21 protein-coding genes are annotated in these 23,969 nt (G+C 66.0%); 7 read left to right on the top strand and 14 right to left on the bottom strand.

Annotation, left to right across the window (positions count from 1 at the left end):
- Positions 1 to 232: 232 nt before the first annotated feature.
- On the bottom strand, positions 233 to 3,415 hold the full coding sequence (gene putA / locus HMPREF2914_RS05835) for a bifunctional proline dehydrogenase/L-glutamate gamma-semialdehyde dehydrogenase PutA (RefSeq protein ID WP_023092186.1): 3,183 nt from the start codon (positions 3,413 to 3,415) through the stop codon (positions 233 to 235).
- Positions 3,416 to 3,878: 463 nt separating this feature from the next.
- Between putA and HMPREF2914_RS05840 the strand changes: the two genes are divergently transcribed.
- Positions 3,879 to 5,942 carry a TonB-dependent receptor gene (locus tag HMPREF2914_RS05840; protein WP_015503446.1) on the top strand — a complete coding sequence of 688 codons (2,064 nt, stop codon included), beginning with the start codon at positions 3,879 to 3,881 and terminating at the stop codon, positions 5,940 to 5,942.
- Positions 5,943 to 6,063: 121 nt separating this feature from the next.
- Here the strand turns inward: HMPREF2914_RS05840 and HMPREF2914_RS05845 are convergent, their stop codons facing one another.
- A complete protein-coding gene (locus HMPREF2914_RS05845; protein ID WP_003085585.1) occupies positions 6,064 to 6,816 on the bottom strand; it encodes an AraC family transcriptional regulator in 753 nt (250 codons plus the stop codon).
- A gap of 190 nt (positions 6,817 to 7,006) precedes the next feature.
- Here HMPREF2914_RS05845 and lon point away from each other — a divergent pair, with 190 nt between their 5' ends.
- From lon to cmoB, 6 genes are all read left to right on the top strand, one after another.
- Positions 7,007 to 9,406, top strand: coding sequence for an endopeptidase La (gene lon, locus HMPREF2914_RS05850; protein WP_023092187.1), 2,400 nt, complete (start codon positions 7,007 to 7,009; stop codon positions 9,404 to 9,406).
- Positions 9,407 to 9,516: 110 nt separating this feature from the next.
- Complete coding sequence (locus HMPREF2914_RS05855) at positions 9,517 to 9,921, top strand: protease inhibitor I42 family protein (protein WP_023092188.1); 405 nt, start codon at positions 9,517 to 9,519, stop codon at positions 9,919 to 9,921.
- Between the two features lie 98 nt (positions 9,922 to 10,019).
- Positions 10,020 to 10,772, top strand: coding sequence for a substrate-binding periplasmic protein (locus HMPREF2914_RS05860; protein WP_003110243.1), 753 nt, complete (start codon positions 10,020 to 10,022; stop codon positions 10,770 to 10,772).
- Positions 10,773 to 10,903: 131 nt separating this feature from the next.
- Positions 10,904 to 11,476: a hypothetical protein gene (locus tag HMPREF2914_RS05865; RefSeq protein ID WP_003085577.1), complete on the top strand. Its 573-nt coding sequence runs from the start codon at positions 10,904 to 10,906 to the stop codon at positions 11,474 to 11,476.
- A 104-nt stretch (positions 11,477 to 11,580) separates the two neighbouring features.
- The gene (gene cmoA, locus HMPREF2914_RS05870; protein WP_003123029.1) at positions 11,581 to 12,321 is read left to right on the top strand and encodes a carboxy-S-adenosyl-L-methionine synthase CmoA; all 741 of its coding nucleotides are present in this window, start codon (positions 11,581 to 11,583) and stop codon (positions 12,319 to 12,321) included.
- Positions 12,318 to 13,286, top strand: a complete 969-nt coding sequence (cmoB, locus tag HMPREF2914_RS05875) for a tRNA 5-methoxyuridine(34)/uridine 5-oxyacetic acid(34) synthase CmoB (RefSeq protein WP_023092189.1) — start codon at positions 12,318 to 12,320, stop codon at positions 13,284 to 13,286. Before cmoA ends, cmoB begins: the two co-directional genes overlap by 4 nt.
- A gap of 90 nt (positions 13,287 to 13,376) precedes the next feature.
- Here the strand turns inward: cmoB and pdxJ are convergent, their stop codons facing one another.
- The 12 genes from pdxJ to rpoE all read right to left on the bottom strand — a co-directional run bounded on the left by pdxJ (position 13,377) and on the right by rpoE (position 23,901).
- Positions 13,377 to 14,123, bottom strand: coding sequence for a pyridoxine 5'-phosphate synthase (gene pdxJ, locus HMPREF2914_RS05880; protein WP_023092190.1), 747 nt, complete (start codon positions 14,121 to 14,123; stop codon positions 13,377 to 13,379).
- A complete protein-coding gene (recO, locus tag HMPREF2914_RS05885) occupies positions 14,116 to 14,817 on the bottom strand; it encodes a DNA repair protein RecO (RefSeq protein ID WP_003085569.1) in 702 nt (233 codons plus the stop codon). The genes pdxJ and recO overlap by 8 nt, the downstream gene beginning before the upstream one ends.
- 60 nt (positions 14,818 to 14,877) lie before the next feature.
- Positions 14,878 to 15,795 carry a GTPase Era gene (era, locus tag HMPREF2914_RS05890; protein WP_003085566.1) on the bottom strand — a complete coding sequence of 306 codons (918 nt, stop codon included), beginning with the start codon at positions 15,793 to 15,795 and terminating at the stop codon, positions 14,878 to 14,880.
- Positions 15,788 to 16,477 carry a ribonuclease III gene (gene rnc, locus HMPREF2914_RS05895; RefSeq protein WP_003085565.1) on the bottom strand — a complete coding sequence of 230 codons (690 nt, stop codon included), beginning with the start codon at positions 16,475 to 16,477 and terminating at the stop codon, positions 15,788 to 15,790. Before rnc ends, era begins: the two co-directional genes overlap by 8 nt.
- Complete coding sequence (locus HMPREF2914_RS05900) at positions 16,474 to 16,851, bottom strand: DUF4845 domain-containing protein (RefSeq protein ID WP_003085562.1); 378 nt, start codon at positions 16,849 to 16,851, stop codon at positions 16,474 to 16,476. Before HMPREF2914_RS05900 ends, rnc begins: the two co-directional genes overlap by 4 nt.
- Positions 16,852 to 17,019: 168 nt before the next feature.
- On the bottom strand, positions 17,020 to 17,874 hold the full coding sequence (lepB, locus tag HMPREF2914_RS05905; protein ID WP_003085558.1) for a signal peptidase I: 855 nt from the start codon (positions 17,872 to 17,874) through the stop codon (positions 17,020 to 17,022).
- A gap of 5 nt (positions 17,875 to 17,879) precedes the next feature.
- The gene (gene lepA / locus HMPREF2914_RS05910) at positions 17,880 to 19,679 is read right to left on the bottom strand and encodes a translation elongation factor 4 (protein ID WP_003085555.1); all 1,800 of its coding nucleotides are present in this window, start codon (positions 19,677 to 19,679) and stop codon (positions 17,880 to 17,882) included.
- A 149-nt stretch (positions 19,680 to 19,828) separates the two neighbouring features.
- The gene (gene mucD / locus HMPREF2914_RS05915) at positions 19,829 to 21,253 is read right to left on the bottom strand and encodes a serine protease MucD (protein ID WP_022579820.1); all 1,425 of its coding nucleotides are present in this window, start codon (positions 21,251 to 21,253) and stop codon (positions 19,829 to 19,831) included.
- Positions 21,254 to 21,292: 39 nt separating this feature from the next.
- Positions 21,293 to 21,748 carry an alginate biosynthesis regulator MucC gene (gene mucC, locus HMPREF2914_RS05920; protein WP_003110245.1) on the bottom strand — a complete coding sequence of 152 codons (456 nt, stop codon included), beginning with the start codon at positions 21,746 to 21,748 and terminating at the stop codon, positions 21,293 to 21,295.
- Positions 21,745 to 22,695 carry a sigma factor AlgU regulator MucB gene (gene mucB, locus HMPREF2914_RS05925; RefSeq protein WP_003101960.1) on the bottom strand — a complete coding sequence of 317 codons (951 nt, stop codon included), beginning with the start codon at positions 22,693 to 22,695 and terminating at the stop codon, positions 21,745 to 21,747. Before mucB ends, mucC begins: the two co-directional genes overlap by 4 nt.
- Before the next feature lie 8 nt (positions 22,696 to 22,703).
- Positions 22,704 to 23,288: an anti-sigma factor MucA gene (gene mucA, locus HMPREF2914_RS05930; protein WP_003101958.1), complete on the bottom strand. Its 585-nt coding sequence runs from the start codon at positions 23,286 to 23,288 to the stop codon at positions 22,704 to 22,706.
- Between the two features lie 31 nt (positions 23,289 to 23,319).
- Entirely contained in the window at positions 23,320 to 23,901 is a 582-nt protein-coding gene (rpoE, locus tag HMPREF2914_RS05935; RefSeq protein ID WP_003085543.1) for an RNA polymerase sigma factor RpoE/AlgU, read from the bottom strand.
- Between the last annotated feature and the right edge of the window lie 68 nt (positions 23,902 to 23,969).

Genomic DNA, 23,969 nt, shown 5'->3' on the forward strand with positions numbered 1-23,969 from the left:
GGCGCTTGTGGCGTCACTCCGTGAGCGCTTGCCGGAGCAAGCCGGAAACGTGGGTGGCCTCAAACGAGTCCGAACAGGCCCACGCCTCACGATCCCTCCCCTGTCGGGCAGGGAAAATCGTCCTTTATGGTCCGCTCCGGGCACGCACCGGAACGGCGGTCATTTCCCTCGGCGTCCGCCACGGCGAACCCCGGAAACCGACCCGGGCGCCAAGGCGCCCGGGAACGGAGTATCACTCGGCGTCGGCCAGCGACAGCAGCGACGCGTTGCCGCCCACCGCGGTGGTGTTCACCGACGTGGTGCGCTCGCTGACGAAACGCAGCAGGTAGTTCGGCCCGCCGGCCTTGGGACCGGTGCCGGACAGCCCGTGGCCGCCGAACGGTTGCACGCCCACCACCGCGCCGATCTGGTTGCGGTTGATGTAGAGGTTGCCGACCCGCGCCAGCTCTTCGATGCGACGGGCGGTTTCCTCGTTGCGGCTATGGACCCCCATGGTCAGGCCGAAACCGGTGGCGTTGATCGCCTGCACGACCTTTTCCAGGTCCTGCGCGGCATAACGCACCACGTGCAGCACCGGGCCGAAGTTCTCTTTCTTCAGCTCGTCGATGCCGCTGATCTCGAACGCGACGGGAGCGACGAAGTGACCGTTCAGGTTGCCCGGCACCTTGGTCTCGGCGATCAGCTTGCCGGCGGCCTTCAGCGCGGCGATGTGCTGCTCCAGGCCGGCCTTGGCCTCGGCGTCGATCACCGGGCCGACGTCGCTGACGCGCACGTCGGTCGGGCCGACCTTCAGCTCGGCCATGGCGCCCTTGAGCAACTCGATCACCCGCTCGGCGATGTCCTGCTGCACGTACATCACGCGCAGCGCGGAGCAGCGCTGGCCGGCGCTGGTGAACGCGGATTGTACCGCATCCTTGATCACCTGTTCCGGCAAAGCGGTGGAATCGACGATCATCGCGTTCTGCCCGCCGGTCTCGGCGATCAGGGTGGCGATGGCGCCGGGCTTCTCGGCCAGTTGGCGGTTGATGATGCGGGCGGTGTCGGTGGAGCCGGTGAAGGCCACCCCGGCGACCCGCGCGTCACGGCAGAACACGCCGCCGAGGGTGGCGCCGTCGCCCGGCAGTAAGGCGATAACGTCCTTCGGCAGGCCGGCTTCGAACATCAGTTCGACGGTGCGCGCGGCGATCAGGCTGGTCTGCTCGGCCGGCTTGGCCAGCACGGTGTTGCCGGCTACCAACGCGGCACTGATCTGGCCGAGGAAGATCGCCAGCGGGAAGTTCCACGGGCTGACGCAGGCGAAGATGCCGCGGCCTTCGTAGAACAGTTCGTTGCGCTCGCCGGTCGGGCCGCGCAATTCCTCGCGGACCAGGCGCTGGCGGGCCTGCTGGGCGTAGTAACGGCAGAAGTCGACCGCCTCGCGGATCTCGTCGATACCGTCCTGCAACGACTTGCCGGCTTCCAGGGTGCACAGCGCCATCAGCTCGCCGCGCTGGGCTTCCAGCAGGTCGGCGAGACGCTCGAGGATGCCGGCACGCTCGTCCACCGGGGTGGCGCTCCAGCGCGGCCAGGCCGCCTGCAACACGTCGAGGGCCTTGCCGGCCTGCTCGGCGGACGCGTACTGGACGCTGCCGACCAGCCTCTCCAGGTCGTACGGGCAACGCACTTCGTGGGCCGGGCCGGAAAGTTTCTCGCCGTTGACGATCGGCGCGGCTTGCCACTGGCGGGTCAGGTGCGGCTTGTAGGCGAGCTCCAGCTCGTTCCACTGGTTCTGGATGTTCATGTTGATGCCCTGGGAGTTTTTCCGCCCGGCGCCGAAGATCGCCTGGGGCAGAGGGATACGGTCGTTGGCCAGCGTCTTGAACTGGCGCAGTTGGGTAACCGGGTGCTGGATCAGCGTCTCCACCGGCACGCGCGGGTCCACCAGCTTGTGCACGAAGGAAGAGTTGGCGCCGTTCTCCAGCAGGCGGCGGACCAGGTACGGCAGCAGGTCCTTGTGCGCGCCGACCGGGGCGTAGATGCGCACGTTGCGGCGGTACTTCTCGATCACCGTGTCGTACAGCGCGTCGCCCATGCCGTGCAGGCGCTGGAACTCGAAGTCGCGCTCCTCGCCGCCGGCGGCCCTGGCTTCGTCGGCCAGGGCGAGGATGGCGGTCACGGTGTGGGCGTTGTGGCTGGCGAACTGCGGGTAGATCACCTCGCGGGTGTGCTCGCTGAGCAGGTAGCGGGCGCAGGCCAGGTAGGAAGTGTCGGTGCCTTCCTTGCGGGTGTAGACGGGGTAGCCATCGGCGCCCTGCACCTGGCACTGCTTGATCTCGCTGTCCCAGTAGGCACCCTTCACCAGGCGCAGCGGGATGCGTGCGCCAAGCTCGCGGCCGAGCAGGGTCAGCCATACCAGCACCGGCAGGCAGCGCTTGGAGTAGGCCTGGATGACCAGGCCGAACTCGCCCCAGCCGGCGATGGCCGGGTCGCGCATCAGCTTCTCGTAGAGTTCGAGGGACAGCTCCAGGCGATCGGCTTCCTCGGCGTCGATGGTGATGCCGACGTTCAGCTTGCGCGCGCGCACCGCCAGTTCCAGGACGTTGGCGAACAGCTCGCTGAGCACCCGCTCGCGCTGCGCCACTTCGTAGCGCGGATGCAGCGCCGAGAGCTTGATCGAGATCGACGGCCGCGGCCCCGGACCGACCTGCGGCTCGGCGCCGACGGTGTCGATGGCCTGGCGGTAGTCGGCCATGTATTTCTCGGCGTCGGCGGCGGTCAGCGCGGCCTCGCCGAGCATGTCGAAGGAATAGGTGTAGCCCTGCTCGCGGCATGGACGACCGTTCTTCAGCGCTTCGGAGATGGTCCGGCCAAGCACGAACTGCTTGCCCATCAGCTTCATCGCCTGGTTCATCGCGGCGCGGATCACCGGTTCGCCGGAGCGCTGCACCAGCCGGCTGATGACGCTCGGGGCGCGGCCGTCGGTGCGTTCGTCGATGTTCACCACCTTGCCGGTCATCACCAGGCCCCAGGCGGCGAAATTGACCAGAACGTTGTCGCTCTGGCCGAGATGGCGCTGCCAGTCGGCGGCGGACAGCTTGTCGCGGATCAGCGCGTCGGCGGTCGCCGCGTCAGGCACACGCAACAGCGCCTCGGCCAGACACATCAGCATCAGGCCTTCCTGGGTGTCCAGGCTGTATTGGCGCAGGAGTGCGTCGAGGGTATCGACGGCGTTGTCCCGGCTGCGCACGGTTTCGATCAGTGCGCGGGCGTTGCGGCGGATAGCCTCGATGCCGTCGGGACCGGGGTCGGCGAGCTGCAGCAGTTCGCCCAGGTAGGCTTCCTCGTCGACCGCGTAGTTGGCGCTGATGACAGGGAAGAATTCGGCTGCGGACCGGGTCTGGTCCTCGCCCTGCAAGACGTGACTGGCTTTGAACATCACGCCCTCCTCTTGTGGAGCCATTGTTATTGAAAGAAGTCCGGCCAGGCGTCCATTGCCCGGGGCACCGCCGCCGACGGGTTGTGCCGGCGGCGCGGCACGTCCTGTGGCGCGGGAATACGGATCAGTATGGGTCAGGCCCATTCCGCCGGCGCGAGGCACCAGCGGATAGCGGAATGTAGTGGCTGCGAGAGGGGCGATTCTTGCGAAAGACTCTGGAGTTTTTGCGGAAAACTCCTGGCCGCGGAACTTTCCCGTTCCTCTTCGCCGGCAGGCATGCGGACATTGCCGCTGCTCGTCGGCACGACGCCATGCAGAGTGGCTACGCGGGTCTATCGACACAAAAAGAAATAATATAACATCCCAATAAATACGCCGATCCGACCCCGTCGCCCCTCCTCCGGGAAGGGCCTGTGTTCGCTTTGGCCTGAAAAAAGTCCGACCCATGACCATGGAGCCCGCAATGTCCTCTTCCGGCCTTTTCCCTTCCCGTCCGCTCTGGCCTCTCACGCCACTGGCGCTGGCCTGCCTGATCGTTTCGGGGGAAACGCTCGGCGCCGACGGCCGCACCAGCGAATTGCCCTCCCAGGTGATCACCGCCAACCCGCTGGGCAACGAATCTCCCGCCACGCCCAGCAGCGTGCTCGAAGGCGACGAGCTGACCCTGCGTCAGAAAGGCAGCCTCGGCGAAACCCTCAACGGCCTGCCCGGGGTGTCCTCCACCTACTTCGGACCGGGCGCCAGCCGACCGGTGATCCGCGGCATGGACGGCGACCGCATCCGCCTGCTGCGCAACGGCGTCGGCGCGCTCGACGCCTCGTCGCTGTCCTACGACCACGCGGTGCCGGAAGACCCCAACAGCGTCGAGCGCCTGGAAGTGGTACGCGGCCCGGCCGCCCTGCTCTACGGCGGCAATGCCATCGGCGGGGTGGTGAACAGCTTCGACAACCGCATCCCCAGCGAACCCGTCGACGGCATCCACGGCAGCGGCGAACTGCGCTACGGCGGCGCCGACACCACCCGTAGCCGCTCCGGCGCACTGGAGGCCGGCGACGGCAACTTCGCTCTGCACGTGGACGCCGCCAGCCGCGAGTTCAACGACGTCAGGATTCCCGGCTACGCCCATTCCAGCCGCCAGCGGCAGATCGACGGCGACACCGGCAAGCATCGGGTGCAGAACAGCGACGGCCGCCAGGACGGCGGCGCCGTCGGTGGCTCCTATCACTGGGAGCACGGTTACGCCGGCCTCTCCTACAGCGGCTATGACAGCAACTATGGCTCGCCGGCCGAGGACGACGTGCGCCTGAAGATGCAGCAGGACCGCTACGCCTTCGCCTCCGAGATCCGCGACCTCGAAGGCCCGTTCACCTCGCTGAAGCTGGACGCCGCCTATACCAAGTACGAGCACAAGGAAATCGAGGACGGCGAGACCGGCACCACCTTCAAGAACGAAGGCTACGAAGGCCGCATCGAGGCCCGCCACCGCCCGCTCGGCCCGCTGAACGGGGTGGTCGGCGCGCAGTTCGCCAACAGCCGCTTCTCCGCCCTCGGCGAGGAAGCCTTCGTGCCGCACACGGAAACCGACAGCGCCGCGCTGTTCGCCCTGGAGGAATGGAAGCTCAGCGACCGCCTCGACCTCAGCTTCGGCGCCCGCCTGGAGCACACCCGCGTGGACCCCGACGCCAAGGGCAACGAGCGCTTCGCCGAGAACGACGGTTCACAGAGCTTCACCACCGGCAGCCTGTCCACCGGCGCGGTGTACAAGCTGACGCCGATCTGGTCGCTGGCCGCCACCCTCAGCTACACCGAGCGCGCACCGACCTTCTACGAGCTGTACGCCAACGGTCCGCACGCCGCCACCGGCACCTACGAGGTAGGCGATGCCGACGCGGACAAGGAAAAGGCGGTCTCCACCGACCTCGCCCTGCGCTTCGACAACGGCGTGCACAAGGGCAGCGTCGGGGTGTTCTACAGCCGCTTCTCCAACTACATCGGCCTGCTCGCCAGCGGTCGCCATCGCAACGAGGAAGGCGAAGTGGTCGCCGCCAGCGACGACGAGGCGCTGCCGGAATACCTCTACAGCGGCGTTCGCGCGGACTTCTACGGCGTCGAGGCGCAGGACCGCATCCACCTGCTGGAAAGCCCGTACGGCAACTTCGACCTGGAACTCTCCGGGGACTACACCCGCGCCAAGAACAAGGACACCGGCGAACCGCTGCCACGCATCGCCCCGCTGCGCCTGAACACCGCGCTGATCTGGGAGTTGCAGCAGTGGCAGGCGCGGGTCGACGTCGAACACGCCGCCTCGCAGCACCGCGTGCCGGAGGAAGAACTCTCCACCGACGGCTACACCACCCTCGGCGCCAGCCTCGGCTACAACTTCGACCTCGGCGAGAGCCGCTGGCTGGCCTTCGTCAAGGGCACCAACCTGACCAACCAGACCGTGCGCTACGCCAGTTCGATCCTGCGCGACCGGGTGCCGGCGGCGGGACGCGGCATCGAGGCGGGGGTGAAGGTGGCGTTCTGAGACAGGCCGTGCGGGACGAATTCGCTCGGCGGATGACGTCCGCGCCGTTATCCGTATATGGACTCCTGCCGGTAGGGCGAATAACCGCCTGCGGTTATCCGCCGAAGGTGGCGGACGGCGCTCAGCCCTTGCGCAGCGACTTCGGCGTCAGCCCTAGGTAGCGGCGCATCGCCGTGGTCAGCGCGCTCTGGCTGGAGAAGCCGCATTCCTCGGCGATCCGCACCAGGGGCAGGCGGCTTTCCCTCAGCAACCGCGCGGCGCAGTCGAGGCGGACCTTGAGCAGGTACTGGTGTGGGGTCAGGCCGACGCTGTCCTTGAACTGCGCATGGAAATGGCTCGGGCTGAGACAGGCGACCTGGGCCAGTTCGGCGACCGTGATGCGTCGCGCCAGGTTCCGCACGATATGCGCGTCCAGGCGCTCCAGGTCGAGCGGCCCGCTGGCCGCCAGGGGCTGCTGCTCGCCGAACAGGCGCAGGTGCAGGGCGCGGATCAGCACTCCGCCGAGGGCACGGGTCAGCAACGGGTCGCTGCCGTAGCGGGCCAGTTCGGCGCCGGCGTAGCTGAGCAGGTTCTGGAAGTCGGCGTCCAGGGTCGGGTAGCGCGGCGCCTCGAACAGGCGCGCGAGCAGGTCGGGGTCTTCCGGGGTCGGGTTGTCCTCGCCCAGGTCGATGATCAGCATGCGGTTGTCGCCCACCCCGGCGAACACGTGGCCCGCCTCGCCCGGCACCAGGCAGGCGCGCATCCGGCAGACTTCCCCGCCACAGCCATTGACCTCGAATTCGGCGCGCCCGGCCAGCGACATCACCAGTTGGTGATGTTCGTGGGCGTGGGTGTGCGACTGGTCGGGCAGACGGATGAGGCGGGTGTCGAACATGAACGGCAACTGCTCAATTTTTGCGCACTCTACTCGACTTGCCCGACGCTGCCCAGCACCTTGCCGCAAGTGGTACCCGCGTACCGCGTGCTGCGTGGAAACCTTCGGCAACATCCTTGAACGGACAGGGATTGAAACCCGCCCCCGGGGCCCCATCTAGACTCTCATGTTTCAGTCAGTCAGGTGCCTCATGAGCGACCAGGACGTTAATCCCGAACACATCAGCGACGCGCAGCCCGCCGGCACCGGCCTGGTGCTGCCCGGCCAGACCCTGCCGACCACCCTCTACGTGATCCCGATCCACAATCGCCCGTTCTTCCCGGCGCAGGTGCTGCCGGTGATCGTCAACGAAGAACCCTGGGCGGAAACCCTCGAACTGGTGGCCAAGACCGACCACCATTCGCTGGCCCTGTTCTTCATGGACAATCCTCCGGAAGATCCGCGCCACTTCGACGTCAACAGCCTGCCCGAGCACGGCACGCTGGTCCGGGTGCACCATGCCTCGCGCGAGGGCGGCAAGCTGCAGTTCGTCGCCCAGGGCCTCTCGCGGGTGCGTATCCGGGGCTGGATCAAGCGCCATCGTCCGCCGTTCATGGTGGAGGTGGACTATCCGAAGACCCCGATCGATCCCAGTGACGAAGTGAAGGCCTACGGCATGGCCCTGATCAACGCGATCAAGGAGCTGCTGCCGCTCAACCCGCTGTACAGCGAGGAACTGAAGAACTACCTGAACCGCTTCAGTCCCAACGACCCCTCGCCACTCACCGACTTCGCCGCGGCCCTGACCACCGCGCCCGGCGGCGAACTGCAGGAAGTGCTGGACACCGTGCCGATCCTCAAGCGGATGGAGAAGGTCTTGCCGCTGCTGCGCAAGGAGGTGGAAGTCGCGCGCCTGCAGAAGGAGCTGTCCGCCGAGGTCAACCGCAAGATCGGCGAACACCAGCGCGAATTCTTCCTCAAGGAACAGTTGAAGATCATCCAGCAGGAGCTGGGCATCACCAAGGACGACAAGAGCGCCGACGCCGACGAATTCCGCGCCCGCCTGGAAGGCAAGGTGCTGCCCGAGCAGGCGCGCAAGCGTATCGACGAAGAGCTGAACAAGCTGTCGATCCTCGAGAGCGGCTCGCCCGAGTACGCCGTCACCCGCAACTACCTGGACTGGGCCACAGCCCTGCCCTGGGGCGTGTACGGCAAGGACAAGCTCGACCTCAAGCATGCGCGCAAGGTCCTCGACAAGCATCACGCGGGCCTCGACGACATCAAGGATCGCATCCTCGAATTCCTCGCCGTGGGTAGTTTCAAGGGCGAGATCGCCGGTTCCATCGTGCTCCTGGTCGGCCCGCCGGGGGTGGGCAAGACCAGCATCGGCAAATCCATCGCCGAGAGCCTCGGCCGGCCGTTCTACCGTTTCAGCGTCGGCGGCATGCGCGACGAGGCGGAGATCAAGGGCCACCGCCGCACCTACATCGGCGCCCTGCCCGGCAAGCTGGTGCAGGCGTTGAAGGAAGTCGAGGTGATGAACCCGGTGATCATGCTCGACGAAATCGACAAGCTCGGCGCCAGCTACCAGGGCGACCCGGCCTCGGCGCTGCTGGAAACCCTCGACCCGGAGCAGAACGTCGAATTCCTCGACCACTACCTGGACCTGCGCCTGGACCTGTCCAAGGTGCTGTTCGTCTGCACCGCCAACACCCTCGACTCGATCCCCGGACCGCTCCTCGACCGGATGGAAGTGATCCGCCTGTCCGGCTACATCTCCGAGGAAAAACTGGCCATCGCCAAGCGTCACCTGTGGCCCAAGCAGTTGGAAAAGGCCGGCGTGCCCAAGGGCCGCCTGAGCATCAGCGATGCCGCGCTGCGTGCGGTGATCGAGGGCTATGCGCGGGAAGCCGGGGTGCGCCAGTTGGAGAAACAGCTCGGCAAGCTGGTGCGCAAGTCGGTGGTCAAGCTGCTGGAGGATCCCGAGTCGAAGGTGAAGATCGGTCCCAGGGACCTCGAGGACTACCTCGGCATGCCGGTGTTCCGCAGCGAGCAGGTGCTTTCCGGGATCGGCGTGATCACCGGGCTGGCCTGGACCAGCATGGGCGGCGCCACCCTGCCGATCGAGGCGACCCGCATCCACACGCTGAACCGTGGCTTCAAGCTCACCGGCCAGCTCGGCGAGGTGATGAAGGAATCCGCCGAGATCGCCTATAGCTACATCGGCTCGCACCTGAAGAAGTATGGCGGCGACCCGACCTTCTTCGACCAGGCCTTCGTCCACCTGCACGTGCCGGAAGGCGCCACGCCCAAGGACGGCCCCAGCGCCGGCGTCACCATGGCCAGCGCCCTGCTCTCCCTGGCGCGCAACCAGGTGCCGAAGAAAGGCGTGGCGATGACCGGCGAACTGACCCTGACCGGCCAGGTCCTGCCCATCGGCGGGGTCCGCGAGAAGGTGATCGCCGCGCGCCGGCAGAAGATCTTCGAGCTGATCCTGCCGGAAGCCAACCGCGGCCACTTCGAAGAGTTGCCCGACTATCTCAAGGAAGGGCTCACCGTGCATTTCGCCAAGCGCTACGGCGACGTGGCCAAGGTGCTGTTCCCGGCCTGAGCCGGCGGCGGATGGCCGACCGGTTCGGCCATCCGCCGCGCCAACCTTGGCGCTCGGGCGCCGGCAGGGTTTATGCTGGCGCCCTTTCCATTCGAGCCGAGGAGCGCTGCATGTCCTTTTCCCCCTCCCGTCTGCTGCTGCCATTGTCCATCGTGGTCCTGGCCGGCTGCGCCGGGCAACAGAAGCCGGTGGTCACCCTGGACGACGCCGACGACTGTTCGCCGCTGAAGCTGACGCAAGGCCAGGAACTGGTGCTGACCCTGCCGAGCAATCCCACCACCGGCTTCCGCTGGGAACTGCACAACCCCGCCGCCAGTGTGCTCAAGCGCCTTGGCCCGGAGGTCTACAGCAATTCCGAAGAAGACAGCGGCCTGGTTGGCAGCGGCGGCGAATCGACCTGGCGCTTCCGCGTCGCCGCCAGCGGCGACGACCGCCTGGAACTGGTCTACCGGCGGCCCTGGGAAAAGGACGCGGAACCGGCGGAAAGCTTTTCCTGCGCGATCCAGGTGCGCTGAAACCGCTGCCCCCGGCGGACACATTCTGTACGAAGACCGACGTCCTGCGCCGTGGCGACCTGGCCTATCCTGACAGGCCCCGTCGCCCCGAGGACTCCATGCTCCGCGCCTCCTTCGTCCTGCTCGCCCTGTCCTGCGCCGCTCCGCTGCCCACGCTGGCCGAACCGTTGCGCTTCGCAGGCGACGACGGCTGCCCCTACCTGTGCCCTGGCACGCCGCAGCGGCCCGGCTACCTGGTCGAAGCGCTCAGCCAGGTCCTTCGGGAGCCACCGCACTTCGACAGCCTGCCCTGGCCGCGCGCCGTGCAGATGGTCCGCGACGGCCATCGCGACGGCCTGGTCGGCGCCTATGGACTCGACGGCCTGCGGGTCGGCAGCGAGCCCATCGGCTGGGTCGAGCTGGCCTTCTACACCCGCCACGACAGCGACTGGCGCTACTCCGGCGATGCTTCCCTGCTCGGCCAGCGCCTGGGCCTCGCCCAGGGCTACGTGAACAATCCGCGCTTCGAAGCCTGGCGCAGCCAGGCCGGCGACGACGACCTGCACCTGCAGGTCCTCGGCGGCGAGCGCGTGCTGCCGCGCAACCTGCAGAAACTGCTGCTCGGCCGCATCGACGTGCTATTGGAAGACCGCGACATCATCGAGCACTACCTGGAGCATCATCCGCAGCTCGCCGGACAGGTCCGCCGCGCCGGCGAACTGCCCGGGCGGCAGCCGCTGCACGTCGGCCTCAGCCCGCACCTGCCGGAGGTCGACGCGCGTCTCGCGGAACTCGACGAAGGACTGCGCCAACTGCGTCGCGAAGGCACCCTGAAGGTCCTCGGCGAGCGCTATAGGCTTTCTTTCGAATGACTTTCCGGGCCGCCGGAAATCCGCCGCCAGACCAGCAACCACGCTGCTTTCAGCCGATTGAATAAATTCCGGCAGGCCTTTTTGGCGTCGTCTATTACTCAATCTACGACGGCACCGAAAGGAGGCGCGTCATGGGCACCGCTCTTCGTTACTCACTGCTCTGGGCATCCACTGTCTTCGTTTCCTCCTGCGGCAGCCTGCTGCCCAGCGAACGAGCGGAAGTCCAATCCCCCTTCGTCGACTACCTCGATGCCGAACTGCGCTATTCCCAGGCGCAACCCGGCAGCACGACCCGTTCGCAGCTGTTCGGGTTGGGTTTCGATCCATTGACCCAGGGCAACGGCCGCATGCTGTCGTTCATCGACGTGCGGCTCATGTTCATCCAGCCGAACATCCCCATCGATTACCTGCCGGGCGGCCTGGTGCAATGCCTGGAAGCGAAGGACCGTTGCATCGGCTACGCCTTCGATTTCAGCAAGACCGACACCCAGCGGGTCGGCAGCTTCTGGGCGGACGTGTTCAACTTCCGCAAGAAACGGGAGTTGCAGGGCTGGTCGTTCAAGGCAGTGTTCGTCTTCGTCAACGACGTGCTGGTGCACAAGGTCAGCAACGGCGAACCGAACATCCATCGCCTGGAAGACAAGAAGAACCCGCTGGGTCCGCTGCAGGGCGCGGGAGAGTACTTCTCCGACAAGCTCAGGTGATTCGCCTGCGCGCATGGGTGAATCGTCGCCGCGCAGTTGGGCGACGCTCGTCCCTCGGCTACAATTCGGCCCCCTGAAAAGCCGTGATGCCCGAGGTCACCCGCGTGAGCGAGTCCGATCGCCTGTTCGCCCAACCCCAGCAACGTGTCGCCGACTTCGTATTCAACGAAGACGTGGTGCGCGTGTTCCCCGACATGATCAAGCGCTCCGTGCCGGGCTACCCCACCATCGTCGAGAACATCGGCGTACTCGGCGCGCAGTTCGCCCAGCCGAACAGCGTGCTCTACGACCTCGGCTGCTCGCTCGGCGCGGTCACCCAGTCGCTGCGCCGCCACGTCCGCAACGACGGCTGCCGGGTGATCGGGGTGGACAACTCGCACGCGATGATCGAGCGCTGCAGTGAATACCTGCATGCCCAGGACGCCATGTACCAGGAGCTGCTGCCGGTCGAGCTGATCGAGGCCGACATTCTCGCCCTGGACCTGCAACCCACCTCGCTGGTGGCGATGAACTTCACCCTGCAGTTCGTCGCCCCCGACCAGCGCCTCGGCCTCCTGCGCAGGATCCGCCAGGCGCTGCTGCCCGGCGGCGCGCTGATCCTCTCGGAGAAACTGCGCTTCGCCGATGCGCAGGAGCACGCGCTGCTCACCGACCTGCACATCGCCTTCAAGCGTGCCAACGGCTACAGCGAGCTGGAGATCGCGCAGAAGCGCAGCGCGCTGGAAAACGTCATGCTCCCCGACACCTTCGAGGAACACCGTGAACGGCTGCTGGCCGCCGGCTTCAGCCGGGTCAGCCAATGGTTCCAGTGTCTCAACTTCGCCTCGATGATCGCCCTGCCATGATCCAGCACCTCGCCCTCGACGCCCTCCAGCGACACCTCGCCGGCTCGCCGCTGTACGGCTGGGCGACCAGCCTGCCCGCGCAGATCGCCGCGCGCATCGAGGAAGGCCACGGCGACCTGGCCCGTTGGTGGAGCGCGGTCCAGCGCCTGCCCCAGGTGCCCGCGCCGAAGGTCGAACTGGCCCAGCGCTTCGCCCTGCACAGCGACCACGATGCGGCGCTGCAAGCGCAGGTGAAGGAAGCGCTGCAAGGGCTGATTCCCTGGCGCAAGGGGCCGTTCGACTTCTTCGGCGTACAGGTCGATACCGAATGGCGTTCCGACTGGAAATGGGAGCGTGTCTCGCCGCATGTCGAACTGCGTGGCAAACGCGTCCTCGACGTCGGCTGCGGCAACGGCTACTACCAGTGGCGCATGCTCGGCGCCGGCGCGGAAAGCGTGGTAGGGGTCGATCCGAACTGGCTGTTCCTCTGCCAGTTCCTCGCCGCCAAGCGCTACCTGCCGGAGCTGACGGCCTGGCACCTGCCGCTGGCCCTGGAAGACCTGCCGGAGAAGCTCGAAGGCTTCGACACGGTGTTCTCCATGGGTGTGCTCTATCACCGTCGCTCGCCCATCGACCACCTGCTGGCGCTCAAGGACTGCCTGAAGCGCGGCGGCGAACTGGTCCTGGAGACCCTGGTGGTGGAAGGCGACGCCAGCACCGTGCTGGTGCCCGAGGACCGCTACGCGCAGATGCGCAACGTCTGGTTCCTGCCCTCGGTGGCAGCCCTGGAGCTCTGGCTGCGCCGCGCCGGGTTCGCCGACGCGCGCTGCGTCGACGTCAGCCTGACCAGCGTCGAGGAACAACGCTCCACCGAATGGATGCGTTTCCAGTCGCTGCCGGAATTCCTCGATCCGCAGGACCGTTCGCGAACCGTCGAGGGCCTGCCGGCACCGATGCGCGCCACGCTGGTGGCGCGCAAGCCCTGACAGCAAATTGGGAAAAGCCCATCCTCGGATGGGCTTTTTTTCATGGCTTCATCCGCCCCGCAGGTCGACGGCAAGCGGGGCGCGATTGCCTCAGCGCTTGGTCGCCGCGGCCAGCATCAGCGCTTTCATCTCGGCCACCGCCTGCCTGAAGCCGACGAACAGGGCGTGGGCGACGATGGCGTGGCCGATGTTCAGCTCGTTGATGCCGTCGATGGTCGCGACCGGCTCGACATTGTGGTAGTGCAGGCCATGCCCGGCGTTGACGATCAGGCCGAGGGAACGCCCGAGGGCCACGCCCTCGCGTACCCGCTGCAGCTCACGGGCCTGCTCCTCGGGGTCTTCGGCGTCGGCGTAGCGACCGGTATGCAGTTCGATAGCCGGCGCGCCGACCCGGGCGGAGGCCTCGATCTGCCGCGGATCGGGATCGATGAACAGCGACACTTCGCTGCCCACCGCAGCCAGGCGTCGTACCGCGTCGCGGATGCGCTGTTCCTGGCCGGCGACGTCGAGGCCGCCCTCGGTGGTCAGTTCCTCGCGGCGCTCGGGGACCAGGCAGCTATGCGCCGGCCGGATCTCCTCGGCGAAGGCGAGCATTTCCTCGGTGACCCCCATCTCGAAGTTCATCCGCGTCTGCAGCACTTCCTTGAGCACCCGCACGTCGCGTTCCTGGATATGCCGGCGGTCCTCGCGCAGGTGCACGGTGATACCGTCGGCGCCGGCTTCCTCGGCGTCCAGGGCGGCCTTCACCGGGTCGGGATAGCGGGTGCCCCGGGCCTGGCGCAGGGTGGCGACGTGATCGATGTTCACGCCGAGCAGAATTCGAGTGGCTTCAGTCACGGGGTGACTCCTTACGGTTCATGAACAGCTCGCGGCTGACCAGCGGCCGGCCGCCCAGATGGGGAGCGAGCGCCTGGCGCATCAGGCGCTTGGCCGCCGCCAGGGCGCCGGGGGCGCTCCAGTCGGCGTCGGCCATGGATAACAGTTCGGAGCCCTGGAACAGCCCGGGTTGCAGCTGCGCCACCGGCTCCAGGCCGGCCTCTGGCAAAAGCTGGTACAACGCCTGCGGCTCGATCGGGCGCCCATCGATGTCGACATCGAGAGCGAAACCATAGCCCAGTTGCTCCAGCAGGCGCCATTCGAACGCGCGCAGCAGCGGTTCGATGGGTCGCCCCGCCGCCAGCAGCGGCAGGGTCGCGGCGTAGTGGGCGAAGATTTCCGGCTGCGGGTCTTCCGCCGGCAACAGGCGGATCAACAGCTCGTTGAGGTAGAGACCGCTGAACAGCGCCTGGCCATTGAGCAGGTTGGGAATACCGGCGCTTTCCAGGCGGGCCACGGTCTTCAGTTCGCCGCGCCCGCGCCACTCCGCTTCCAGCGGCACGAATGGCCGCGCCAGGGCGCCAGCCTTGCCGCGGGCGCCGCGCAGGACCGCGCGCAGGCGACCCAACGGGGTGAAGAAGTCCACCAGGGCGCTGGTTTCCTTGTACGGCCGGCTATGCAGCACGTAGGTGGCTTGGGCGGCGGCGAAGGACATGGCGGGTCGACCGGGCGCGAGAGGAATGGCGCCCGGCTGGCGCCGGGCTGCCGGGAATGGTCAGAGGTCGCCGTAGCCCAGCGAGCGCAGGGCACGCTCGTCGTCGGACCAGCCGCCCTTGACCTTGACCCAGAGGTTGAGCATGACCTTGGAGTCGAACAGCACTTCCATGTCCTTGCGCGCGTTCTGGCCGATGCTTTTGATCCGCTCGCCCTTGTCGCCGATGATGATCTTCTTCTGCCCCTCGCGCTCCACCAGGATCAGCGCATGGATATGCAGGATGCGACCTTCCTGCTTGAACTCCTCGATCTCCACGGTGATCTGGTAGGGCAGCTCGGCGCCGAGCTGGCGCATGATCTTCTCGCGGACCAGCTCGGCGGCCAGGAAGCGGCTGCTGCGGTCGGTGATCTGGTCTTCGGGGAAGAAGTGCTCGCTTTCCGGCAGACGCTCGGCGACCAGCTTCTCCAGCACGTCCAGGTTGGTCCCGTGCTGCGCCGAGATCGGTACTACCTCGGCCTTCGGCAACTGCTGGGTGAGCCATTCGAGGTGCGGCAGCAGGTCGGCCTTCTCCTCTATGCGGTCGGTCTTGTTCACCGCGATCAGCACCGGGCAACTGACGTACTGCACGCGCTCCAGGACCATCTGGTCCTCTTCGGTCCAGCGGGTGCGGTCGACCACGAAGATCACCACGTCGACATCCTTCAATGCCGCGCTGGCGGTACGGTTCATGTAGCGGTTGAGGGCCTTCTCGCCGCTCTTGTGCAGGCCGGGCGTATCGACGTAGACGGCCTGCACCTCGCCCTCGGTCTTGATCCCGAGCATGTTGTGACGGGTGGTCTGCGGCTTGCGCGAGGTGATCGCCAGCTTCTGCCCGAGGATGTGGTTGAGCAGGGTGGACTTGCCCACGTTGGGGCGCCCCACGATCGCCACGTAGCCGCAACGGCTGCCGGCGGGGATGTCGTCGTGCATGTCAGTCATGGCCATTCTCCACGCCCAGGGCCACCAGCGCGGCGGCCGCGGCCACCTGCTCGGCGATGCGGCGGCTGCCGCCGTGCCCGTGGGTCTTGTCGCTCAGCAGGGCCACTTCGCAATCGACGAAGAAGGTCCGGCAATGGGGTTCGCCCTGGATATCCACCACCTCGTAGCGCGGCAGGTCGCAGCCACGCGACTGCAGGAACTCCTGCAGGCGGGTCTTGGGGTCCTTGTTGGTGTCCACCGGGGTCAGCTCGCGCAGTTGCGGTCCGAGCCAGGCGATGATCCGCTCGCGCGCGGAGTCCATGCCGGTATCCAGGTAGATGGCGCCGATCAGGGCTTCCATCGCATCGGCGAGGATCGACTCGCGGCGGAACCCGCCGCTCTTCAGCTCGCCCGAGCCCAGCCGCAGGTAGTCGCCCACCTCGAAGCCGCGCGCCAGCAGGGCCAGGGTCTCGCCCTTGACCAGTCGCGCGCGCAGGCGCGAAAGCTGGCCTTCGCGAGCCTGCGGGAAGTGGTGGAACAGCGCCTCGCCGATGACGAAGTTGAGAATGGCGTCACCGAGGAACTCCAGGCGCTCGTTGTTGCGCCCGGCGTAGCTGCGATGGGTCAGGGCCAGGACCATCAGGTCCCGGTCTTTGAAGGTATAGCCGAGCTTGCGCTCGAGTCGGTCCAGCGAATTACTCACGGCATGCGTACACGGAATTCTTTGTCGAAGTGGACCACCAGGTCGATGTTGCTGATCAGTGGCTCGCGTTTTTCATATTTCAGGTGCGCCCGGAATTGGTTGTCTTCCAGTTGCACCTCCAGGGCCTTCTCCAGGTCCAGGTTGCGGATGCCGTTGATCTGCATCCCCTTGCCGACGTAGCTGTAGAACTCCGGCACGGAACGCACCTCGGCCGCCTTGTCGGTCTCCACGGAAGTGATCACCTTCTCCAGCGAGTAGTAATCCATGTAGTGCGGGATGATCTTGAATGCGGCGCTGGCGAAGAACGCCACCACGCCCAGCACCACCAGCCACCCCAGCAGGGACATCCCCTTCTGCGAACGCGCGAACCTCATGTCGGACCTCATGTCAGTGTAGTTATTCCGTCCAGCGAGCGGTAACGCCATCGGGCAGGGCCCTGCGGCGGCGTTCGCGGAAGTGAAAGCGGGGCTGCCCTCGGGAGCAGCCCCGCTTCGCGATTATTCAGCAGGAGCGCCCTTCCGCGTGGCGAACCTGCGCACAGGTCAGTGAATCACGCCGACCCGGGAGAAGTTCGGCAGGTTGCTCATCTTCGGATCGGGCCAGCTCATCCACACGGCGAAGGCCTTGCCGACGATATTGCGGTCCGGAACCATGCCCAGCAGATCCTTGGGGATCTTCGGATCGTTCCAGTAGCGGCTGTCGTTGGAGTTGTCGCGGTTGTCGCCCATCATGAAGTAGTGGCCGGCGGGAATGGTCCACTGGCGGTCGGGCTCGATGCGATAGCGGCTCATTTCCTTGCGGATCAGGTGCTCGGCCTGGCCCAGCTTCTCCTGGTACAGGGTCACGCTGCCCAGGGTACCCGGTTCCTCGCCGACCAGTTTCTCCGCCACCAGCTCGCCGTTGACGTACAGGCGCTTTTCCCTGGTGTAGCGCACGGTGTCGCCGGGCAGGCCGACCACGCGCTTGATGTAGTTGATGTTCGGTTCGCTGGGATAGCGGAACACCATGACATCGCCGCGCTGCGGATCACCGATCGGGATCACCTTGGTGTCCAGCACCGGCAGGCGGATGCCGTAGGCGAACTTGTTGACCAGGATGAAATCGCCGACCTCGAGGGTAGGTTTCATCGACCCCGAGGGAATCTGGAACGGTTCGACCAGGAAGGAACGCAGCACCAGCACGATGAACAGCACCGGGAAGAACGACTTGCCGTACTCCACCAGCAGCGGTTCCTTGTTGAGCTTCTCCAGCACTGCCGGATCGGGCTCGTTCACCTGCCCTTCGTAGGAAGAGATCGCGGCCCGCCGACGCGGCGCGAACAGCACCAGGTCGACCAGGGCCAGGGCGCCGCATACAGCCACGGCGATGACCAGCAACAACGGGAAATTGAGTGTCATGGGTTCTAGCTATCCACTTTGAGCACGGCGAGGAAGGCTTCCTGGGGAATTTCCACGCTACCGACCTGCTTCATCCTTTTCTTACCAGCCTTCTGCTTCTCCAGCAGCTTGCGTTTACGGCTCACGTCGCCACCGTAACACTTGGCCAGCACGTTCTTCCTGAGCGCCTTGACCGTCGAGCGGGCGATGATCTGCCCACCGATGGCTGCCTGGATCGCCACGTCGAACATCTGCCGCGGGATCAGTTCCTTCATTTTCTCCACCAGCTGGCGGCCCTTGTAGGGGGCGTTGTCGCGGTGGACGATCAGGGCGAGGGCGTCGACCTTCTCGCCATTGATCAGCACGTCGAGACGAACCAGGTTGGACGGCTCGAAACGATCGAAGCTGTAGTCCAGGGAAGCATAGCCGCGGCTGGTGGACTTGAGGCGATCGAAGAAGTCGAGCACCACCTCGTTCATCGGCAGGTCGTAGACCACCTGCACCTGGCCGCTGAGGAAGTGCATGTCGCGCTGCACGCCGCGCTTCTCGATGCACAGGGTGATCACGTTGCCCAGGTGGTCCTTGGGCACCAGGATGGTGGCGCGGCAGATCGGTTCGCGCATTTCCTGGATGGACGCCAGGTCCGGGAGCTTGGACGGGTTGTCGACGTAGATGATCTCGCCGTTCTTCTGCACGATCTCGAAGACCACCGTGGGCGCGGTGGTGATCAGGTCCAGGTCGTATTCGCGCTCCAGGCGCTCCTGGATGATCTCCATGTGCAGCATGCCGAGGAAGCCGCAACGGAAGCCGAAGCCCAGGGCTTCGGAGCTTTCCGGCTCGTATTGCAGCGACGAGTCGTTGAGGGTCAGCTTCTGCAGGGCGTCGCGGAAGTCCTCGAAATCGTCCGAACTGACCGGGAACAGGCCCGCGTAGACCTGCGGCTTGACCCGCTTGAAGCCCGGCAGGACCTCGACGTCCGGCGTGTTGTTCAGGGTCAGCGTATCGCCCACCGGCGCGCCGTGGATATCCTTGATACCGGCGATGATGAAGCCCACCTCGCCCGCCTTCAGGTCGACGGTCTCGGTGTGCTTCGGAGTGAATACCCCGACGCTGTCCACCTGGTGGACCTTGCCGGTAGACTTCACCAGGATCTTGTCGCCCTTCTTCACCCGGCCGTTCTTCACCCGCACCAGCGAGACCACGCCGAGGTAGTTGTCGAACCAGGAGTCGATGATCAGCGCCTGCAGCGGCGCCTCGATCTCGCCTTCCGGGGCGGGGATGGCGGTCACCAGGCGCTCCAGCACCTCCAGCACGCCCATCCCGCTCTTGGCGCTGCAGGCCACGGCGTCGGTGGCGTCGATGCCGATGATGCTCTCGATTTCCTCTTTCACCCGCTCCGGCTCGGCCTGGGGCAGGTCCATCTTGTTCAGCACGGGCATCACTTCCAGCCCCTGCTCGATGGCGGTGTAGCAGTTGGCGACGGACTGCGCCTCGACGCCCTGGCCGGCGTCCACTACCAGCAGCGCGCCCTCGCAGGCGGCCAGCGAGCGGCTGACTTCGTAGGTGAAGTCGACGTGGCCGGGGGTATCGATGAAGTTGAGCTGGTAGGTCTTACCGTCCTGCGCCTTGTAGTGCAGGGTCACGCTGTGGGCCTTGATGGTGATCCCCCGCTCGCGTTCCAGGTCCATGGAGTCCAGGACCTGGGCCTCCATTTCGCGATCGGAGAGACCGCCGCACATCTGGATGAAGCGATCGGCCAGCGTCGACTTGCCATGGTCGATATGGGCAATGATGGAGAAATTGCGGATATGGCTCAGGTCGCTCACGGCTCAACACACTCGAAAAGGGCAAGGGCGGCAATCCGCCGAAAAATAGCCGGGGAGTTTACCTGATGCTCGGGCAAGGCGTCACGCAGGTAACGGATTGACGGGCATGAAAAAGGGCGGTGGAAACCGCCCTTTTTTCGCCAGCCGGCTTATTCGGCCAGCTTGAAGGTGATGAAGCTGGCGCGCCCCTGGCGCAATACCCGCATCGAAACCGAACGGTTCTTCGGCAGGGCCTTGGCCACGTCGGCGAAGATCTTGGTCGAGGTCACCGCCTTGTTGTCCAGATGGGTGATGACATCGCCCGGACGCAGGCCGATGACCGCGGCCGGACCGTCCTGGACTTCCTTGATCACCACGCCGCCCTGGATATCCAGGCTCTTGCGCTGCTCGGCGGTCAGGTCGGCGACGGTCACGCCCAGGCGGTTGCTGCTGCGCTCGGCGCCCGGAGCGCCCATCGAGGCGATTTCCTCGTCGTCGTCCGGAAGGCTGCCTACCGCCATGCTCAAGGACTTGCGCTGGCCGTTGCGAATCACGTCCAGGTTGATCTTGTCGCCCGGCTTCATGTTGCCCACCAGGTGCGGCAGGTCGGCGGACTCGTTGATCGACTGGCCGTTCAGGCTGAGGATCACATCGCCCACCTGCAGGCCGCCCTTGGCCGCCGGACCGTCTTCCACCAGCTGCGCCACCAGCGCGCCGGACGGCTTGTCGAGGCCGAAGGACTCGGCGAGATCCTTGTTCACTTCCTGGATCACCACACCCAGCCAGCCGCGGCTGACCTTGCCGGCTTTCTTCAACTGGTCGGCGACGTTCAGCGCGACATCGATCGGGATGGCGAAGGACAGGCCCATGAAGCCGCCGGAACGGGTGAAGATCTGCGAGTTGATGCCGACCACTTCGCCCTGCAGGTTCAGCAGCGGACCGCCGGAGTTGCCCGGGTTGATCGCCACGTCGGTCTGGATGAAGGGTACGTAGCTCTCGTTCGGCAGGCTACGCCCCTTGGCACTGACGATACCGGCGGTGACCGAGTGATCGAAGCCGAACGGCGAACCGATGGCCAGGACCCATTCGCCCACTTTCAGCTTGTTCGAATCGCCCAGTTTCAGGGTCGGCAGGTTCTTCGCCTCGATCTTCAGCACCGCCACGTCGCTGCGCGGGTCCGCGCCGATCAACTTGGCCTTGTGCTCGCTACGGTCGGACAGGCGCACCAGGATCTCGTCGGCATCGGCCACGACGTGATTGTTGGTGAGGATGTAGCCGTCGTTGGAGATGATGAAGCCGGAACCCAGCGATTGCGCCTCGCGCTGCTGGCCGCGCGGATTGCGCGGAACCTGCGGGATGCTGCGCTCGAGGAAGTCGCGGAACATCGGCGGCAGCCCTTCGAGGTCGGGGATCGACAGCTGCCCGCGCGCCATGGCGCGATCCGGCAGCTTCTGCCGCGTACTGATATTCACCACCGCCGGCGACGCCTGTTCGACCAAAGGCGTGAAGTCCGGCAGTTCTGCCCGGGCCGTCATCGCCAGGCTCAAGGCCAGCAAGGCCACCATCGCAGCCATACAGCGTTTTAGGGTATGCATCGACTACAGCTCCCGTGATGTTCGAGGGAAGAGAAAGACTCAGGCCGAATCGGACGGCCCGGAAATCAGCGCTCGCAGAACCACCGGCTGCGAGGCTGGATCATCGGCATGACGACGAGCATGCCGACGCACCAATAGCCAGGCCGCCAGCAAACCCGCCAGCCCGGACACGATGATCAGAGGTTCGACAAGGCCCGCCCGGGTCGCCAGCAATGCTGCCACGAAAAACCCGAGCAGAGGGAAAAGATAGAAGAGGACGGAGGCGCGCAACAACAGGTCTTCATGAATTCCTAGGACGACCGCATCGCCGACCCGCAGGCTCAGGTCGCTCAACGCGCGCACCCGGGCACGCCCCGCGCCGACGCCCAGGCGCTGCATCAGCCCCTGGCCGCAACCGGCATTGGCCGAGCAGGACGAGCAGGTACTGCGGCGCACGGTCTCGACCCATACCGCTCCCGGCTCGGTCGCCACCACTCGCCCCTGCTCCTCGATCATTTCTGGGCGGCGGCCTCGGGCCGGATGGACAGCGCCACCCGCTCGGCGGTGCCCAGCGGCACTTCGCCGACGACGGTCACCATCTGGCCGCCGTCATCGGTCTGCAGGCGCTTGGAAACCACCACGGTAGGGCCGAGCTGGCTGCGCGCGTCGCCAACCATGGCACCGTGCAGCGGCTCGATGAACACCGAGAATCGTGCCAGGCCATCGCCATAGGTCAGGCAGGCGACCGGATCGGGGGTGACCGGACTGCGACGCATGAAACTGCGGGTCAGGGTGAAACCTGGCGGCAGCCATTCCGAGCGCCAGGCCACGGTCTTCTCGCCGTCGGCCTTGGCCGGGCCGACGACCTGGCATTCGGCGCCCGCCTGCAACTGGTCTTCGGCAGGTGCCGCGCCGGTATTCAACTGGGTGAACTGGAAGCGCTCGAGCAACTGCCCCTTCTCGTTCAGCAGCAGCGACTTCAACGGCAGGCCGGTGTCGCGGTCCAGGTGCAGCTCGAAGCCGTAGCGATGCTGGTCGCGCGGAGTCACCGCAAGGACCACTGCCGGGCGGCCGGCGACACGGGATTCGCCGACCAGGCGCAGGTCGTACCAGGAAGCCAGCTGGGAGGGATCGAACTTGCGCACCGGCCACAGCTGGGCATCGGCCAGTTGGTCGGCAAGGCCGCCGCTGATGCACTGGGTGCGCCCGTCGACCCGGACCACTTCCTGGCGCGCGCCGTCGAGCTGGAGCAGGCGCTCGCGAACCGCACCATCGCTCTCCACGCGATGCCAGATCTCATGGGTGGAGAAGCTGCCATTGCGCTCGTAGACGAAGGTGCCTTGGAAACTGTTCTGGCGATCGGCCTCGGCGAGACGATTCAGCCAGTCGGAAGCGTCGGCAGCCTGAGTGGCGGGAACCGCCATCAGGCTGCCAAGCAAAAGCAACAGGGAGGTGGTGCGCATGTCTCTCCTCAGCGGTTTTCCAGGCTGGCTGCCCGAGCGTAGGGCAGCGCGCTCTCTGTACCACTGACGGCGGATTGTTGCACGTGCTGACGCAGGTAGATCGGCAGACGCTGCTCATGCCAGCGGGTATCGCTGGACGAGGAGTTGGTGATCACCTGCGGCGCCCCCTGCTCTTCGCTGTAGCCGGCCAGCACGGCCGGGCCTTTCACCTGAGGCAGGGCGATCTGCGGGGTGGTCCCCTGTTGCGCCATCTGCGGCAGGGCGTCGTTCTGGTTGTACAGACGCACGCCGGCCAGCACCGCCAGGGTCACCGAGGCAGCGACCGCCAGGCGACCGACCATCCGCCACGGTCCCTTCTCCGCTTTCGGCGGAGCGGCCTCGTCGGCCAGGGCAGCAGAGACCGCCGCAGCGATATCCAGCTTCGGCAGGGTAGGCTCGCGGTGCATGACGGACCGCGCCAACTGGTAACGCGACCAGGTGGAACGCAGCTCGGCATCCTCGCCGCAAGCTGCGAGCACCCGCCGCAACTCGAGTTCATCCGCTTCGTTATCCATCACAGCGGACAGAGTTTCCTGCAGGGCTTCACGACTCATAGCGATACCTCTCTTGGCATTTGCCGCTGTGTCAGGCTTCTCGCAACAAAGGCTGCAGAGCTTTGTCGATTGCTTCACGAGCGCGGAAGATCCGCGACCGTACCGTCCCCACCGGACACTGCATCACGGTGGCGATATCTTCGTAACTCAAACCTTCGAACTCGCGCAGGGTCAGGGCCGTGCGCAAATCCTCGGGCAACTGCTGGATGGTCTGGTGCACGGTGGCCTCGATCTCATCCCGCAACATCGCCCGTTCCGGCGACTCGATGTCCTTCAGGGCGTGGTCGCCCTCGAAGAACTCCGCATCCTCTGCGGTCACATCGCTGTCCGGTGGCCGACGCCCGCGAGCGACCAGGTGGTTCTTCGCGGTGTTGATGGCGATCCGATACAGCCAGGTATAAAAAGCACTATCGCCGCGGAAATTGCCGAGCGCACGGTATGCCTTGATGAAGGCTTCCTGCGCTACGTCCTGGGCTTCCTGGGCGTCGTGCACGAACCGCACGATCAATCCCAGTATCTTGTGCTGGTATTTCAGTACCAGCAGATCGAAAGCCCGCTTGTCTCCGCGCTGTACCCGTTCAACCAGTTGCTGATCCTGTTCCTGGGTTAGCATGAAAGCTCCTCTTCGAACCTGGAGGAGCTTCGAGCGTCCCAGCGAATCGTCTTGCCAAGATAGACTCG

Source organism: Pseudomonas sp. HMSC067G02 (assembly GCF_001813485.1).
In the GTDB taxonomy this organism is placed as follows: Bacteria; Pseudomonadota; Gammaproteobacteria; order Pseudomonadales; family Pseudomonadaceae; genus Pseudomonas; species Pseudomonas aeruginosa.

What these genes read in the sequence shown, in the direction of transcription:
- putA (WP_023092186.1), bottom strand. Translation starts at nt 3,415, where the DNA reads ATGTTCAAAGCCAGTCACGTCTTGCAGGGCGAGGACCAGACCCGGTCC.
- HMPREF2914_RS05840 (WP_015503446.1), top strand. Translation starts at nt 3,879, where the DNA reads ATGTCCTCTTCCGGCCTTTTCCCTTCCCGTCCGCTCTGGCCTCTCACG.
- HMPREF2914_RS05845 (WP_003085585.1), bottom strand. Translation starts at nt 6,816, where the DNA reads ATGTTCGACACCCGCCTCATCCGTCTGCCCGACCAGTCGCACACCCAC.
- lon (WP_023092187.1), top strand. Translation starts at nt 7,007, where the DNA reads ATGAGCGACCAGGACGTTAATCCCGAACACATCAGCGACGCGCAGCCC.
- HMPREF2914_RS05855 (WP_023092188.1), top strand. Translation starts at nt 9,517, where the DNA reads ATGTCCTTTTCCCCCTCCCGTCTGCTGCTGCCATTGTCCATCGTGGTC.
- HMPREF2914_RS05860 (WP_003110243.1), top strand. Translation starts at nt 10,020, where the DNA reads ATGCTCCGCGCCTCCTTCGTCCTGCTCGCCCTGTCCTGCGCCGCTCCG.
- HMPREF2914_RS05865 (WP_003085577.1), top strand. Translation starts at nt 10,904, where the DNA reads ATGGGCACCGCTCTTCGTTACTCACTGCTCTGGGCATCCACTGTCTTC.
- cmoB (WP_023092189.1), top strand. Translation starts at nt 12,318, where the DNA reads ATGATCCAGCACCTCGCCCTCGACGCCCTCCAGCGACACCTCGCCGGC.
- recO (WP_003085569.1), bottom strand. Translation starts at nt 14,817, where the DNA reads ATGTCCTTCGCCGCCGCCCAAGCCACCTACGTGCTGCATAGCCGGCCG.
- era (WP_003085566.1), bottom strand. Translation starts at nt 15,795, where the DNA reads ATGACTGACATGCACGACGACATCCCCGCCGGCAGCCGTTGCGGCTAC.
- HMPREF2914_RS05900 (WP_003085562.1), bottom strand. Translation starts at nt 16,851, where the DNA reads ATGAGGTTCGCGCGTTCGCAGAAGGGGATGTCCCTGCTGGGGTGGCTG.
- lepB (WP_003085558.1), bottom strand. Translation starts at nt 17,874, where the DNA reads ATGACACTCAATTTCCCGTTGTTGCTGGTCATCGCCGTGGCTGTATGC.
- mucD (WP_022579820.1), bottom strand. Translation starts at nt 21,253, where the DNA reads ATGCATACCCTAAAACGCTGTATGGCTGCGATGGTGGCCTTGCTGGCC.
- mucC (WP_003110245.1), bottom strand. Translation starts at nt 21,748, where the DNA reads ATGATCGAGGAGCAGGGGCGAGTGGTGGCGACCGAGCCGGGAGCGGTA.
- mucB (WP_003101960.1), bottom strand. Translation starts at nt 22,695, where the DNA reads ATGCGCACCACCTCCCTGTTGCTTTTGCTTGGCAGCCTGATGGCGGTT.
- mucA (WP_003101958.1), bottom strand. Translation starts at nt 23,288, where the DNA reads ATGAGTCGTGAAGCCCTGCAGGAAACTCTGTCCGCTGTGATGGATAAC.
- rpoE (WP_003085543.1), bottom strand. Translation starts at nt 23,901, where the DNA reads ATGCTAACCCAGGAACAGGATCAGCAACTGGTTGAACGGGTACAGCGC.